Here is a 14411-nt window from a genome sequence, read left to right as displayed (position 1 = left end):
ATTGAACGAATTTTTATTTTCAGACTTCCCCGAAGTATCCACCGAAGATTGGAAAAACCAAATCCTTAAAGACCTAAAAGGCAATCCTTGGGACAAAGTGACCTGGGAAACCGAAGAAGGTTTTAAAATTGAACCCTTTTACCGCAAAGAAGACCTTCCTGTTTTACCGAGAGTTTTCAAACGAAACCCGGGATGGAAAGTCACTGAATCTGTCACAACAAATTCCGAAGCCAATTCTCTTTCAGAAAAGGGAGTTGATGCAGTTATCCTTGTTTCCCATGAAGAAAATGGTACTCATTTTGGATGTAAGATTGTATCACCTTCTGATTTAGAAACATTGGCAAAGTCAATTGGTGGAATTCCACTCATTGTTTCCCTTGCCACAAGAACTCCCAATTTTACCCAGACCTTAAAAAAGCTAATTCCTTCGCATAACACGGTACTTGGTGATTTTGATCCGTATGGAACCGCACTCCTTTGCGGCGAACTTGGCTGTGAAGAGAATTCCATTGGCACTAGTTTTGCCTCTCTTTCAGGAACAAAGGGTTTTGCAGGAGTGGGTATCCATAGTTTGTATTTACGCGATTCAGGGGCATCCATTAGCCAAGAACTTGCCTATTCCCTTGCCTGGGGAGTGGATTACCTTAACCAACATTTGGATGCGGGAGTTTCTATAGAAGATGCCGCTGCAAACCTTTGGTTTTGGATGGGAATTGGATCGGATTATTTTACTGAGATCGCCAAATTCCGCGTTATGCGAATCCTTTGGACAGAAATTCTAAATGCTTACAAACCAGGCCTTGGGGAGTCACTCCCTGCCCTTATCCTTGCCCAAACTTCCAATTTTCAATACACAGCATATGATCCCTATGTCAATATGTTACGGGGGACAACGGCTGCTATGTCTGCAGTGATTGGTGGAGCAGATTTTATTTCCGTTTCTCCTTTTGATTCAGAATACACCACAAAACAAGAGTTAGGCAAACGAATTGCAAGGAATGCTCAACTCCTCCTCCGTTACGAATCATTTTTAGACAAGGTGGAAGACCCAGCTTCTGGATCATACTACTTGGAAGTCCTTACTAAAAAATTGGCAGAAACCGCTTGGGAAAAATTCCAATCCATTGAGAAGGATGGTGGTTTCGGTGCCTCTCTAAAAAAAGGAATCATTCAAAAAGAAATCACAACACGTGCTTCTAAAAAAAGAGAGGCCCTTGCTTCAAAAAAAGAAATCCTACTCGGGACAAACCAATACCCACTCCCTACAGAAAGGCATTCCGAACTCAAAGATTCGATCTCCGAATCAGAAAAAAGAATTTCGTATTCAGAAAAATCGACTTACGAGCGTTTGGTGCCGCTCAGACTCTCTTTTGAATTTGATAAGTGGAGAAATAAAACAGACCTCCTTGTGGCGTCTGGGAAAAAAGCTCCCAAGGTATTTTTGCTGACCATCGGGGACCTAACGATGCGAAAAGCACGGGCTGGTTTTAGTTCCAACTTCATTGGTTGCCTCGGATACGAAATCATTGACAACCTTGGATTTTCCTCTGTAAAAGAAGGAGTGACAAAGGCCAAAGAACTTGGAGCTGAGATTGTTGTCCTTTGTTCGTCTGACGAAGAATATGCGACCTACTTACCTGAATTTGTTTCAGAAATGAAATCGCAACTTCCAAACTCTTGGAAACTGCTAGCAGGTTATCCAAAAGACCTAATAAGCCAAGCGGAATCCCTCGGCATCGACGATTTCATTCACATGAAACGTAACCTCGTTGGGTTTATGGAAAAAGCCCAAACCAAATGGATCGGGAAATAAAATGAAGAAACCTAATTTTGCAACTACTCCACTTTCTTTTAGTACTCCAAAACCAGACCCTAAGTCCATTTCCCTTTGGCAAACGGCTGAAGGGATCTCTATCCAATCACGATACCAAAACTCTGACTTGGATGGGATGGAACATTTAAATTACGCAGCAGGAATCCCACCTTACCTTCGGGGACCCTACTCCACGATGTATGTGAATAAACCTTGGACGATCCGCCAGTATGCAGGATTTTCCACGGCTGAAGAATCCAATGCCTTTTATCGCAGGAACTTAGCAGCGGGGCAAAAGGGACTTTCCGTTGCCTTTGACCTTGCAACTCACAGGGGTTACGATTCCGACCACGAACGCGTAGTCGGAGATGTAGGAAAAGCGGGAGTGGCCATTGATTCGGTCCTAGATATGAAAATCCTCTTCGACCAAATCCCTCTCGACCAAATGTCAGTTTCCATGACAATGAATGGTGCCGTCATTCCTGTGCTTGCCTTCTACATTGTCGCTGCGGAAGAACAAGGGGTTTCCAAAGATAAACTTTCAGGGACCATCCAAAACGACATCTTAAAAGAATTTATGGTGCGAAACACATACATTTACCCACCAAAACATTCCATGAAAATCATTGCCGATATCTTTGGTTATACTTCCAAGTACATGCCTAAGTTTAACTCGATTTCCATCTCTGGTTACCATATGCAAGAAGCAGGTGCCACTGCGGATTTGGAACTCGCTTATACACTTGCTGATGGATGGGAATACATCAAAACAGGGATTGCGTCTGGGCTTTCGGTAGATGAATTTGCACCTCGCCTTTCCTTCTTTTGGGCGATTGGGATGAACCACTTTATGGAGATTGCCAAAATGCGGGCAGGACGTCTGCTTTGGGCAAAAATTGTGAACCAGTTCCAACCAAAGTCCACAAAGTCTTTGGCGCTACGAACTCACTGCCAAACCTCAGGGTGGTCACTCACAGAACAAGACCCATTCAATAACGTAGGAAGGACTTGTATTGAAGCCATGGCAGCAGCTCTAGGTCATACTCAATCCCTCCATACAAATGCCCTGGATGAAGCGATTGCCCTCCCGACTGACTTCTCTGCAAGGATTGCACGAAACACACAGATTTATCTACAAGAAGAAACAAACATCCACCGTGTCATCGACCCTTGGGGTGGATCATTTTATGTGGAAAAACTTACCAATGACTTAGTCCACAAAGCATGGGATCTTATCACAGAAGTACAAAAATTAGGTGGTATGGCAGAAGCAATTGAGACGGGAATTCCAAAGATGCGTATCGAAGAAGCATCGGCAAGAAAACAAGCTCGTATCGACTCTGGAAAGGATGTAATTGTGGGTGTGAATCGGTTCCGTTTGGATAAGGAAGCTCCACTTGATATTTTGGATATCGACAACACTGCCGTTCGAATTGCACAGATCAAACGTCTTGAACAAATGAAAAAAGATCGAGACAATACTGCCGTCGAAGCTGCGTTAAACGCGATTACCAAATGTGCGGAAACTGGTAATGGGAACTTATTAGAACTCGCAGTGGATGCCGCAAGAAAACGTGCTTCACTCGGTGAAATTTCTTATGCAATGGAAAAAGTATTCGGGAGGTATAAAGCTGTGATTAGGTCCATCTCTGGAGTTTACTCCTCAGAAATTTCCGAAGACAAAGGTTATATAGAAGCAAGGTCGCTTGCGGATGAATTCGCGAAACTGGAAGGAAGAAGACCAAGGATCATGGTTGCCAAAATGGGACAAGATGGCCATGACCGAGGTGCCAAAGTGATCTCTACCAGTTTTGCCGATATGGGGTTTGACGTTGATATCGGACCACTTTTCCAAACTCCAGCAGAAGTTGCCAAACAAGTAGTTGAAAACGACTGCCATATTTTGGGAGTTTCTTCTCTTGCTGCAGGACACAAAACACTTGTGCCCCAAGTGATTGAAGAATTGAAAAAACTGGGAGCAGAAGATGTGTTAGTTGTTGTGGGGGGAGTGATCCCTGCACAAGATTACGACTTTCTCTACAAATCAGGTGCTACTGCCATTTTTGGACCAGGGACCGTGATTTCTGAAGCTGCTAAACAAATCTTAAATTTGTTACTCGGCGAACGAAGAGCTGCTTAGTCGAGATAGAAACAAACAAATCACCAACCAATCGCCACAGAAAGACAAAACAGTCGTTCGGTGCAGTTTGGTTGGTCCGTTTGAAATCCATCTGAAACGTCGGAGGAACAAACGATCCGAAACGTAGTGAATCACCATGGACCAAGCAAACAAAGCTGACGAAAAGAAAAATGAACCCAATGCAGGTGCCAAACCAAAATCCGCCCTTTCGGTAAATCCTGGTGTGGCAGATGCCCCTGCCATTTCTCCTTATATCAAAGAACAACGTAAGTCCTTATCCAAAAAAGAAACCACTGCAGAATCCCTTGCCGAAGGAATCCTCGCAGGAAACCGTACGGCTCTCTCCAAGGCCATCACCCTCGTCGAAAGTAATTTGGATGAACACAATGACAAAGCCCAAGCCGTCTTAGAACTCGTGATGCCAAAAGTGGGAAACTCCATTCGCATTGGGATCACAGGAGTACCGGGAGTTGGAAAATCCACTTTCATTGAAAGTTTTGGCAGTTTTATCCTCGAGCAAAATCGAAAACTCGCAGTATTAGCCATTGATCCGAGTAGTCAACGAACGAGAGGATCAATCCTTGGTGATAAAACTAGGATGGAAATTTTATCCAAATCAGAAAATGCATTTATCCGTCCTTCACCTAGCAGTGGTTCGCTTGGAGGAGTCGCAAGGAAAACTCGCGAAAGTATGTATCTCTGTGAGGCCGCAGGATTTGACACTATCATTATTGAAACCGTGGGAGTGGGACAATCGGAAACACAAGTTCATTCCATGGTGGATTTCTTTTTACTGTTGATGCTTGCAGGAGCAGGAGATGAACTCCAAGGGATCAAACGAGGGATCATGGAAATGGCCGACCTCATAGCCATCAACAAAGCCGATGGTCCAAATGAAGCTTATGCCACAAGAGCAAGAGCCGAATACGAATCAGCGCTCCACCTTTTCCCAGCACCAGAATCCAAATGGACACCTCGTGCAACCACTTGTAGTGGATTAGGTGGCAAAGGGATCGACGAAATTTGGAAGCTGATACAAGACTATATCTCTACAACTACAGCAAACGGATATTATGCGAAAAACAGAGAAGACCAAACCAAAACATGGTTTGAGGAATCCTTAAGAGAAGCAGTGCTCGATCAGTTTTATGCCACCAAAGGCAAAAAAGAAGCCATATTTGAATCGGAACAAAAACTAATGTTGGGCAAATCTACACTTCTCCGCGAAATTAAAACCCTCCTCGGTAAATAAAAAAAACACCACCGTGTTTTGGACACGATGGTGCATGCAAAGGTCATCATTCATTTAAAGGAAATTACAGATACAAATGTGAAATAACTGAATCTTTGAAATTGATTCAGAGGATAAAATTCATGATGTAGAGGATAAAAAAATACACTCCAAACCAGAAAATCAATCGAAGGTTATTGAATAAAATGGATACCAAAATCTTTATGCAGAACCGATCCGATGAAATGAATTCCAAAGAGACTATAAGTATAGGCTAAAAAAAGAAATCCGTCTATCTACCAGATGGTATAAAAAGTTTAGGTACACCGATTCAAAAAATACCAAATAACCTAGCTTTTTTTAACATTTGGACCCGAGTATTGACCTGGAGTTTTTTGTAGATCGTTTTGATTTGTTGCCTTACGGTTCCTAGGGTTGTTCCAAACAATTGAGCGATTTGTTGGGGTGAATCCCCTTCAATGATCAGCTCTAAAATCTGCCTTTCCCTTGGAGACAAAATCTCTAACCCAGATTCTTTTTTAGGATGGGGAGATTGTTTTTGGTTCAATTCTGGCTTTCGAAAGGCTAACAATACTTTTGTGGCAATCGATGGAGAAATAACACTCCCACCTTCTAAAATTGTTTGGATTGTTTCCAGGAGTGAGTCTAATTCGGATTTCCAAATATAACCTGATGCTCCGTTTTTGATAGCGGAGAATATAACATCGTCCGTTTGGAGAGAAGAAATCACGAGGCTTTTCCTAGTTTCGATCGTATGGTATTTTTTTAGAACATCAATTCCACTTTCACCAGGCAAACCAATGTCAAGGACCAAAAGGTTTAATTCCCCTTTGGGAGGATTTGAATAAAAAGCCTCTGCAGAATTCCAAGTGGAAATCGTTATTGATTCTTCCTTTTTGAGTACCTCAAGGAGTGAATTCAAATAATCGAGGTTATCTTCAATTATGCCAATTTGGATCGTATTCATATGACAAACAAAGATTTTGGAAATTGCATTTTGATTTGGTAGGGAGAGGGTATGATTTCCAAATCACCTTGTAAAAATTGAATCCTTTGATGGATTCCTTTTTCACCGAGACCAACTTCAGTCAAATTTTTCTTCCTCTTCTCATTTTCCATTCGGACAGATAGGTTTGTTCTAATTGTTTCTGGATAAAAATTAATTTGGATTTGATCATTTTTTGTACTGACCTCACAAATCGTTTTTCCATATCCATGGCGTAAGTCATTTGTTGTGATTTCTTTCAGTATTTGTAAAAGATGGTGAGCGGATTCAGGTTCTTTGATTTGGATGATAGTGTTTTCATCCATTGAATCTTGTAAGATTGAAATTTCTCTTCCAATCATTTTGTATCTTCTTTTCACCAAAAGATGAATCCCATCAATGAGTGACTCTTGTAAAATTTCCCTCTGGTCCTCTTCTTGGACCTGACTTCGTAATGATTGTAAGGCAGATTCAGAAAGTTCTTTTAACTTTAGAATTTGCAGAGTTGAAAAGGATTTGGGATTTTGTTCCATGGACTGAGATAGTAAAATAAGATCTGTGAGTTTGGAACCCAAACTATCATGTATGTCTTGGAAAAAAGTCCTACGTTTTTCATCCAATAACATTCCTCGATACGCAGCAATGTAGCGTGTTTGGAACCACCAATGGTTTAGAAAAAATGCGACTAAAAATAGGGGGACAGTCGTTGACATTTCTCTCCATGTTTCGATGGGTATGGTACCTTCATTTTGAATTTGAACACGAACCAAATATACAAAAAAAACAATCGTCCATTCGAGGATGAATTGCCAAACAAGTCCTGGATAAAAAAAAGAAGAAGTACCAATCAATGCAATGATGGTCAGCCAATTCCTTGGATCAAAATAAGGAATATTTGAATCATGAAATCCAGTTTCAATTTCGACAATGACTAAAACAAAAAATACCAATCTTACTAAACGAGTAATTGTAGGATTTACGTTTCGGTAAAATAACGATAAACTTACCAAACCCAAACTAAGCAAAAGTTGTACAAATGAAAGATAACAATTTGTTAAATCATCCTTTCCCCATTCTAAATAAACACTGTGCGCATACGCGAGAGTATATGCAAAACCTAAAAGATAAAGTTTGTTTAGAATTTCAGAATATACAGCGACGAGTGAAATTGGGTCAAATTCAGTTCCAAAAAGTTTTTGCAAAATTCTTTTGGTCATAAGTTTACCACCAAATCAGAATTTGGTCTGAAGGAAAAAGATTGATTTTAAATTTCCAATCGTTTGATATGATTGAGAAGTAGATTTTTATCGTCCTCAAAAATTTGGTTAAACTCTAAACCCACTTCATAGAAAGCACCTTCACCAAATTCTTCCAAACGAACTACCTTTGCTTTAGGATACAAAACATATTTCACATCTGGAAAACGAAGTTCCAACTCAAGCCTTGTCCCAAGTGGCATTGGTTCTTTAGTGCGAAAGAGTAACCCTCCTTCAGAGATGTCTTGCGAATCCCCTTCCCCTTTGTCACTGGGTAGGTATTGTGCCGAGCCTGCACCCGATTGGATCACACGGTATGTGAGATGGACTTTTTCAGAGATACGTTTGTAAATTCGGCGTTCGCTAGACATGATAGCTAGAGAACACCAAATTCATTGTTTGGGCAAGTTTAAATTCGAAAACCCAGATCTTACATCGGGAAGAATTTCATCAATCTTCCAAATCTTCTGGTCGAATTTCAAAATCTGGGCGGAAAGCTCCTTCAATTTTTTCCCGTAACCTGTCAATATAACCAAACACAGCAGGAACTACGATGAGTGTAATGAGGGTAGAGAGTATAAGCCCACCGATGATTGCAATTCCCATCGCCGTTCTTGATTTGGAAGCTTCTCCAATACCCAAGGCAATCGGTAAAGTTCCTGCGATCATTGCAAGAGAGGTCATAAGGATTGGTCGTAGCCTTTTTGCCCCCGCATCGAAGATCGCTTCGTCCCTAGACAATCCATGTTCCTTCATGGCAAGCATTGCATGGTCCACGAGTAAAATCGAGTTTTTGGCAACAAGCCCCATAAGTAAAATCAGTCCAATCATACTGAATAAATTCAACATCTCTCCAGTTAAAGCCAGAGCAAAAAATGCACCTGAAATTGCTGGTGGAATGGCAAATAATATCGTAATAGGTGTAATGAATGACTCATAGAGTGAAGCTAACACAAGATAGATGAAAATGAGCGCCATCCCAAATGCTAGGACTATGTTTTGTAATAACTCTTTAAAGTCTTCTGATTGACCAACAAATGAATAAGTGATCCCAGGAGGTGGTGGTAACTTTTCTTTGAGAATTTTAACCGCTGATTCTGAAGCAGAAGCAATGGCACCACCAGGAGCAAGGTTTGCATTGATAGGAACCACGCGGGAGCGGTCTTCTCGGATGATCCTTGCAGGGGATGTGCTTTCCTTTCCGTCGGCAATTGCATTTAATGGAATCAATTTATTTTGGATATTCGGAACCCGAGTTTCATAGAAGGACTTTCGAAGGTTTCGTTGGTCTTCTCTCAGCCGGAGTCTCACATCATATTCGATTCCGTTTTCTAAATACTTGGCTACTTCTCCACCTTCGATATGATAACGGAGTTCGGCTCCCATAACACCAGCCACAACACCTACAGTTTGCATTTTGGCACGGTCAGGAACCACTTGGAATTCTGGTTTACCTGTTCTATATGTTGTATCCACATCTGTGAGGTCTGGAATTTTACGGAGTTCTTCCATCACTTTAAAAGAGTAAGTTTCCAAGTCTTTTAAGTTTTCACCTTTCAAGTTTAAGTTAAATGGATATTGGACACCACCACCTATCGCTGAATAGTCGTTCACTTTAGGTCGTGCTTCAGGATACGCTTTTAAAAATTCACGAATTTGGTCTTTGACATCACCCGTGGTACGTTTTCGATATTCGGAAGGGAGAAGTGCCACACCAATTGTTGCAATGTTAGACTCACCATCATTATTCCCGACAACAGTGGCAAGCAGTTCTAATTCAGGGATATTTTTGATGATTTCGCTTTGGATTTTTTCCACCATCTCCGATGTGCCAGAAAGAGAAGTTCCTGGAGCCATTTCCACATTCACCATAAACTCCCCTTGATCGCTCGCAGGGAGAAAGGTTTTTTTCACAAAGGCAAGTGAGAAGATACTTGTGATCAGAGTTAAAAAAGTAAGTAGGATCACAGCCCAAGGTTTTTTGAGGGCAAACTTCATAGTGATTCCGTACATTCTGTCCAAAAATTCTTGGAACTTATCAAAATAACGGAGGACAATATTTTTTTCTTTATGTATATCGTTTTTGCCTGCAAAGTAAGCAGATAACATTGGAGCGACAGTCAGACCATCAAAGAGAGAGATGATCATAGCAAAAACAACTGTGAGTCCAAATTGTTTGAAAAACTGACCGACAATTCCAGATAAAAAGCCTATCGGTAAAAAAACAGCGATCACCGTAAGAGAAGTTCCAATAACGGCAAGTGTTACCTCTTCCGTTCCTTTCCTTGCTGCTACGATGACCGATTCCCCTTCTTCAAGTTTTCGGAAAATGTTTTCTCTTACCACAATGGCATCATCAACGAGTAAACCTACTGCAAGTGATAAAGCAAGTAGAGTCATCACGTTCATGGTAAATCCCATTGCATACATGATGATAAATGCACCTAACATAGAGTTGGGGAGAGCCATTCCAGTAATCAAAGTAGAACGTACATTCCCGAGAAATAAATACACAACAAGGACAGCAAGGAAGATTCCCAAAATGATAGCGATGGTAACGTCTTCAATATTAGCACGGATCCATTTGGACCCATCTCGTATCAAAATGACCTTAGGAGCTCCTTTGAGGTCTTTGATTTGTTCGTTGATGGTATCAATTTTGCCTAAGATTCCATCTGCAACTTCGACCGTGTTGGCTCCGGATTGTTTGTAAACATCTAAGAAAAGTGCTTTTTTTTGGACTCTTTCTTTTTTGGGAGCTTCGTATTTGAACAATAATTTTCCAATAATGGAAGGTTCTTCGTGTTCTTCAGTTTTGACCGGAGCATACAACATACCAAGTGTTTGGCGGTCTTGCAATGTGTCTTTCACTTGGCCTAAGTCTTTCACAAGGACCCCTCGACCAAATTCACCACCAAAAGAAACGACTGTATTTTCGATTTGGGATAACGATTCGTATTTTGCAACAGTCCGAAAAGAAGTCTCTTTTTCCCCTCCTTCCACTTTCCCTGCAGGGATATTCACACCTGAATTTTTAATTTGGTTCCCAATCGCAAGGGCTGGGACTTGGTAGGAATTGATTTTGTTCCGATCCAATTCGATATGAATTTCACGACGGGACCCACCGATGATTTTTACAGCACCAACATTGTTCACCTGCTCTAGTTTGGTTTTGATTTTTTCCTTTGCCAAATCATAGAGTTCTCCTTCAGGAAGGTCTGCAAATAAGGAGATCCGCATAATGGGTTGGTCCGAGGGATCAAACCTTTGCACCAGTGGTTCCTTCGATGCTTCTGGGAAAAGTGGTTTGACCCTTGCCGTTTTATCCCGAACTTGTTGTTCTGCATATTTGATATCGGTGGTCAAACTAAACTCAGCAAACACCAAAGAAATCCCTTCTTGGTTTCTGGATGTGATGCGTTTGAGTCCAGAAATGGAACTGAGTTCCTCTTCCAATGGTTTGGAAATGGAAGTTTCAATTTCTTCTGGCCCTGCTCCAGGGTAGACTGTTGACACCACAACAAAAGGAATGTTGATATCTGGGAATAAATCCACACCGATACGTTTTAAGGAAATAAATCCTGTGATCACCATGATGATCACAAGAGATGAAATAAAAATGGGACGTTTGATCGAAAAAGAAGCAATACTCATGAATTTTTGTCTCTATTTGATGAGTTTGTATTCTTGTAAACAAGCAATACCAGTACTCTCTCTGTAAGTAGACAGCAATGTTGACTTACTGTTCAACATTTTTGTACGATTTTCAAATTTTTCTTCCACAAAAGGTTCAGGACAAACATCACTTAATAAAAGAACAGAATCAAAGTTTGTCCAATCTTTCCATCGATATTTGTTGTCATTTCGTACCATTCCGGATTTGTAAGTACGAAGTTTCATTGCGAGGTCAAAATCCGATGCCAAAACTCGTCCTTTTGTCTCATATTTTTCTTGGAAATGGAAAGCGTTAATGAGGATATACTTTTTGTTAGGGGCAATATGTTCCGCAATTTCTCTTGCAGGTTGAAAATCAGACGCATTCATCCCACGATAACAAAACATTTTAGAATGATAAAATTTCCCTGATAAAATCCCTTGTTCATAAATTGAATTGTAAAATACAAAACATGTTGTAAGTAGTATAACCGAAATAGATGTGATTTTTTGGAATTGGTGGTCTGCCAATTGATACAATCTTAATATCCAAATAAAACCAACAAGACCTATTGCAGGGATGAATTGTAAAACATGTCTTGGTTGTTTATTCCCTGTTGTGAGTTCCAAAATCAAAAGTTCTAAAAACAAGATAAAAGTAGCGGCAACAAGTGGGTCTTTTATTTTACTCCAAATTGTTTCCTTTGTACGCACAAAGAAGTATAACAAAGATAAGGTGGAGAATAAAATCAAAGTTCTAAAACCCCAAATAAAATCAAAAACTCCAGGAACAGCTGGATCTTTTCCAGGTTCTGTCCAAAGGGTGAGAAAAAAACTTCTCGTATATGCATTTACGATCATTTGAGCATCGATGAGGGCATTCACTCGATCTGGGTTTAAAAATAACCATAAAAATGATGGGAAAATTGCATAAACCCAAAGAACTACGGCAGTTTTTGGAAATATTTTTTTCAAAATATCTCGATTTCTGAAAAAATAAATCGAAAGATCAACAAACAATACCAAGGTGATACCAAACATAAACTGTTTGAACCCCTTTTGGTTTAAATTGATTTTTGTGACAACACGTAGTACTGGCAATGAAAATACCATCAGTACAACAAAAACAAGATACAATAACCGTATCCCTTTTGCGTAAAACTTGAGTAAGTGAAACAATACTTCTTTGTATTTGCCGGGAGAACGAATCAGTTCATAAGCAAAACAAGCCATAAAAAACAAAATTCCATACGGATACTTTGTAAAATAAAAACCAAATAACGAAAAGAAGACGAGCCATTTGGTGGCCCCATCAATTTCTTTTTCCTGATTCTCTTTGTCATACAAACGATAGATAGCATAGATAGAGAATAATAGAAAAAACATGGATTGGGTTTCTAACATCGAAGATAAAGAATAAGCAGGAACTTCCACCGTTTGGATGGTAAGGATAAAAATTAAAGTAGAGAATAATCCCGCCCAAAATAAGGACTTTGTCATCCGAAAGGATGTGTATGCGGAAGCTGGGAACACTAAGATAAGAAACAATAATCCTAAGAACGAATCTCTATAAGTTTCCAAAGAATCGATTGGCAAATATAAACTAATAAACGTTAGTAGAGAACGAAGTGGCGGCCAAGTAGGACTTTCTAAAAATGGCATCAGTCCATAAAACCAATTCCCGTTTCGGAAATCCACATACTGGTCTAGGACTTGGTTCAATCGGATGTTTTCATCCCATGACAAAAAGTCTTTGTTAGGACAAATTTGGAGAAAGGTCTCCCACGATTTTGTAGCATAGAACACGACGAGAAAAACGCCGAAACCAAAAAAAAGAACCCCAAAACTGTTCAGAAGAATGTTTTTAACCTTCATACCAATCCTTGGAATCATTCTTTCTTTGGGGTGGAGTTTGGATCAACCGAAGTTCTTTTTCTACAAATTTTCTCTTTGATTGTAGTCCGAGGGATGGGATTCTGTCCGTTAGAAGGTTTCAAAATGCAAGAATTCGTAGACATTGGGGAAAAAATCATCTTCCTCGTGATGTTACTCGCGAGTATCCTCGCCATTGCTGTTTTCATCGAAAGGTTAATTGTTTATAAACGCAATTTTAACAAAGAATCAGATTCGCTCCTCGATTCTCTCACATTACTCATCCGCCACCGAGATCTAAAAGGCACCGAGAAATTACTCGAAAGCCATCCTATGGAAAATTCCTACACGCGTTTCATTCATTTCGTTTTAGAACGAGAAAAAGAAAACCACAAAGGTTTGTCGGAATTAATGGAAGGAAAAATTTTAAAGGAACGCCTGAGCTTAGAAGAACGCCTTCCAATCCTAAACACACTGGGGAATAATACTCCGTTTATAGGATTACTTGGTACGGTGCTTGGCGTCATCAAAGCTTTTTATGGTTTAGGAACTCTTGGGAACTCAGGGGCCGAAGTTGTCATGCGTAGTATTTCAACCGCTCTCCTTGCCACCGCAGCAGGACTTGCAGTTGCAATCCCAGTGGTGATGGCCAATAACTACTTCACACGAAAAATGAAACTAGTGATCGGACAATTGGAAATCCTTTCCAAAGAAATTCATGCGAGTTTTATCACGAGTGGAAAACATAATCAATCTTCCAGCTCAACACCGAATATTCATCATTAAACACTGGTTTTATGAAATCATTTACTTTATTTTTGCAATACAAACTTAGACGATTCGGACTCTTCAAAGCGAGTTTATTTGCTTCAGTGAGTTTGCATGTATTTTGTTATTTGGTTTATTTTATCCTTACACTACCGAGTGAAGCGGCATTTCAGGAAAATTCATTTGAAGATGTGGATGTTTCCTTTGAAGAAATTCCTCCTGAACTGATTGGTGGTACTTCAAGCCCAGCACCTGTAGAAAAACAAGAATGGGTGGAAGGTTCCAATAAAGATGCTGCTGACCAACCTGACAATTCTGATATCAATCCAAACCAACTTTCCGGGAATGGTACTGACAAAGATGGATATCTTTTCTCCTATAACGGAGACAAACCACCCACTCCCATCATTGACTTTGATTTAAAAGCCTATTTTCCTGAAGCTGCAAAAGCAGCAAACATAAGCCAAAAAACAGTCGTTGTTTCAGTGCAAGTTGATGAACAAGGTGTATTACAAGGTGTAAAAATTGTATCAGGTCGTGCAGGATATGGTTTTGATGAAGCAGCCATCAAAATCATCCAAAGAGCACGTTTCTCACCTGGTTACGACAAAGGCAAACCGACTAGAATGTCTCACCGATTGCCTATCAGTTTTGATTTAGAAGAGGATTAA

General features: G+C 40.2%; 10 protein-coding genes. 5 read left to right on the top strand and 5 right to left on the bottom strand.

The genetic code is table 11. The annotated features are described in order from the left end of the window. Window position 1 precedes the first annotated feature (1 nt). The 3 genes from EHQ43_RS00535 (at window position 2) to meaB (ending at window position 5205) form a co-directional block, all read left to right on the top strand. Window positions 2-1813, top strand: a complete 1812-nt coding sequence (locus EHQ43_RS00535) for a methylmalonyl-CoA mutase family protein (RefSeq protein ID WP_135769875.1) — start codon at window positions 2-4, stop codon at window positions 1811-1813. Window position 1814: 1 nt separating this feature from the next. Then, window positions 1815-3953 (top strand): methylmalonyl-CoA mutase, encoded by a 2139-nt coding sequence (scpA, locus tag EHQ43_RS00530; protein ID WP_135769874.1) that lies wholly within the window; start codon window positions 1815-1817, stop codon window positions 3951-3953. A 136-nt stretch (window positions 3954-4089) separates the two neighbouring features. Then, entirely contained in the window at window positions 4090-5205 is a 1116-nt protein-coding gene (gene meaB / locus EHQ43_RS00525) for a methylmalonyl Co-A mutase-associated GTPase MeaB (RefSeq protein ID WP_135742717.1), read from the top strand. 310 nt (window positions 5206-5515) lie between these two features. Here meaB and EHQ43_RS00520 read toward each other — a convergent pair whose 3' ends face one another. The 5 genes from EHQ43_RS00520 to EHQ43_RS00500 all read right to left on the bottom strand — a co-directional run bounded on the left by EHQ43_RS00520 (window position 5516) and on the right by EHQ43_RS00500 (window position 12993). Then, window positions 5516-6172, bottom strand: coding sequence for a response regulator transcription factor (locus tag EHQ43_RS00520; protein WP_135742718.1), 657 nt, complete (start codon window positions 6170-6172; stop codon window positions 5516-5518). Next, a complete protein-coding gene (locus tag EHQ43_RS00515; RefSeq protein WP_135769873.1) occupies window positions 6169-7407 on the bottom strand; it encodes a sensor histidine kinase in 1239 nt (412 codons plus the stop codon). Before EHQ43_RS00515 ends, EHQ43_RS00520 begins: the two co-directional genes overlap by 4 nt. A 47-nt stretch (window positions 7408-7454) precedes the next feature. Continuing rightward, on the bottom strand, window positions 7455-7817 hold the full coding sequence (locus EHQ43_RS00510; protein ID WP_135742720.1) for a PilZ domain-containing protein: 363 nt from the start codon (window positions 7815-7817) through the stop codon (window positions 7455-7457). 79 nt (window positions 7818-7896) lie between these two features. Beyond that, window positions 7897-11100, bottom strand: coding sequence for an efflux RND transporter permease subunit (locus EHQ43_RS00505; protein ID WP_135769872.1), 3204 nt, complete (start codon window positions 11098-11100; stop codon window positions 7897-7899). 12 nt (window positions 11101-11112) lie between these two features. Next, complete coding sequence (locus tag EHQ43_RS00500) at window positions 11113-12993, bottom strand: hypothetical protein (protein ID WP_135742722.1); 1881 nt, start codon at window positions 12991-12993, stop codon at window positions 11113-11115. 105 nt (window positions 12994-13098) lie between these two features. On the opposite strand from EHQ43_RS00500, the gene EHQ43_RS00495 reads away from it, so the two are divergent. After that, on the top strand, window positions 13099-13758 hold the full coding sequence (locus EHQ43_RS00495; RefSeq protein WP_135742723.1) for a MotA/TolQ/ExbB proton channel family protein: 660 nt from the start codon (window positions 13099-13101) through the stop codon (window positions 13756-13758). A gap of 11 nt (window positions 13759-13769) precedes the next feature. Further along, window positions 13770-14411 (top strand): energy transducer TonB, encoded by a 642-nt coding sequence (locus tag EHQ43_RS00490; protein WP_135742724.1) that lies wholly within the window; start codon window positions 13770-13772, stop codon window positions 14409-14411.

Source organism: Leptospira bouyouniensis, from assembly GCF_004769525.1.
Classification (GTDB): Bacteria; Spirochaetota; Leptospiria; order Leptospirales; family Leptospiraceae; genus Leptospira_A; species Leptospira_A bouyouniensis.
This window is presented reverse-complemented; position numbering and strand designations above follow the sequence as displayed.

What these genes read in the sequence shown, in the direction of transcription:
- scpA (WP_135769874.1), top strand. Translation starts at nt 1,815, where the DNA reads ATGAAGAAACCTAATTTTGCAACTACTCCACTTTCTTTTAGTACTCCA.
- meaB (WP_135742717.1), top strand. Translation starts at nt 4,090, where the DNA reads ATGGACCAAGCAAACAAAGCTGACGAAAAGAAAAATGAACCCAATGCA.
- EHQ43_RS00520 (WP_135742718.1), bottom strand. Translation starts at nt 6,172, where the DNA reads ATGAATACGATCCAAATTGGCATAATTGAAGATAACCTCGATTATTTG.
- EHQ43_RS00515 (WP_135769873.1), bottom strand. Translation starts at nt 7,407, where the DNA reads ATGACCAAAAGAATTTTGCAAAAACTTTTTGGAACTGAATTTGACCCA.
- EHQ43_RS00510 (WP_135742720.1), bottom strand. Translation starts at nt 7,817, where the DNA reads ATGTCTAGCGAACGCCGAATTTACAAACGTATCTCTGAAAAAGTCCAT.
- EHQ43_RS00505 (WP_135769872.1), bottom strand. Translation starts at nt 11,100, where the DNA reads ATGAGTATTGCTTCTTTTTCGATCAAACGTCCCATTTTTATTTCATCT.
- EHQ43_RS00500 (WP_135742722.1), bottom strand. Translation starts at nt 12,993, where the DNA reads ATGATTCCAAGGATTGGTATGAAGGTTAAAAACATTCTTCTGAACAGT.
- EHQ43_RS00495 (WP_135742723.1), top strand. Translation starts at nt 13,099, where the DNA reads ATGCAAGAATTCGTAGACATTGGGGAAAAAATCATCTTCCTCGTGATG.
- EHQ43_RS00490 (WP_135742724.1), top strand. Translation starts at nt 13,770, where the DNA reads ATGAAATCATTTACTTTATTTTTGCAATACAAACTTAGACGATTCGGA.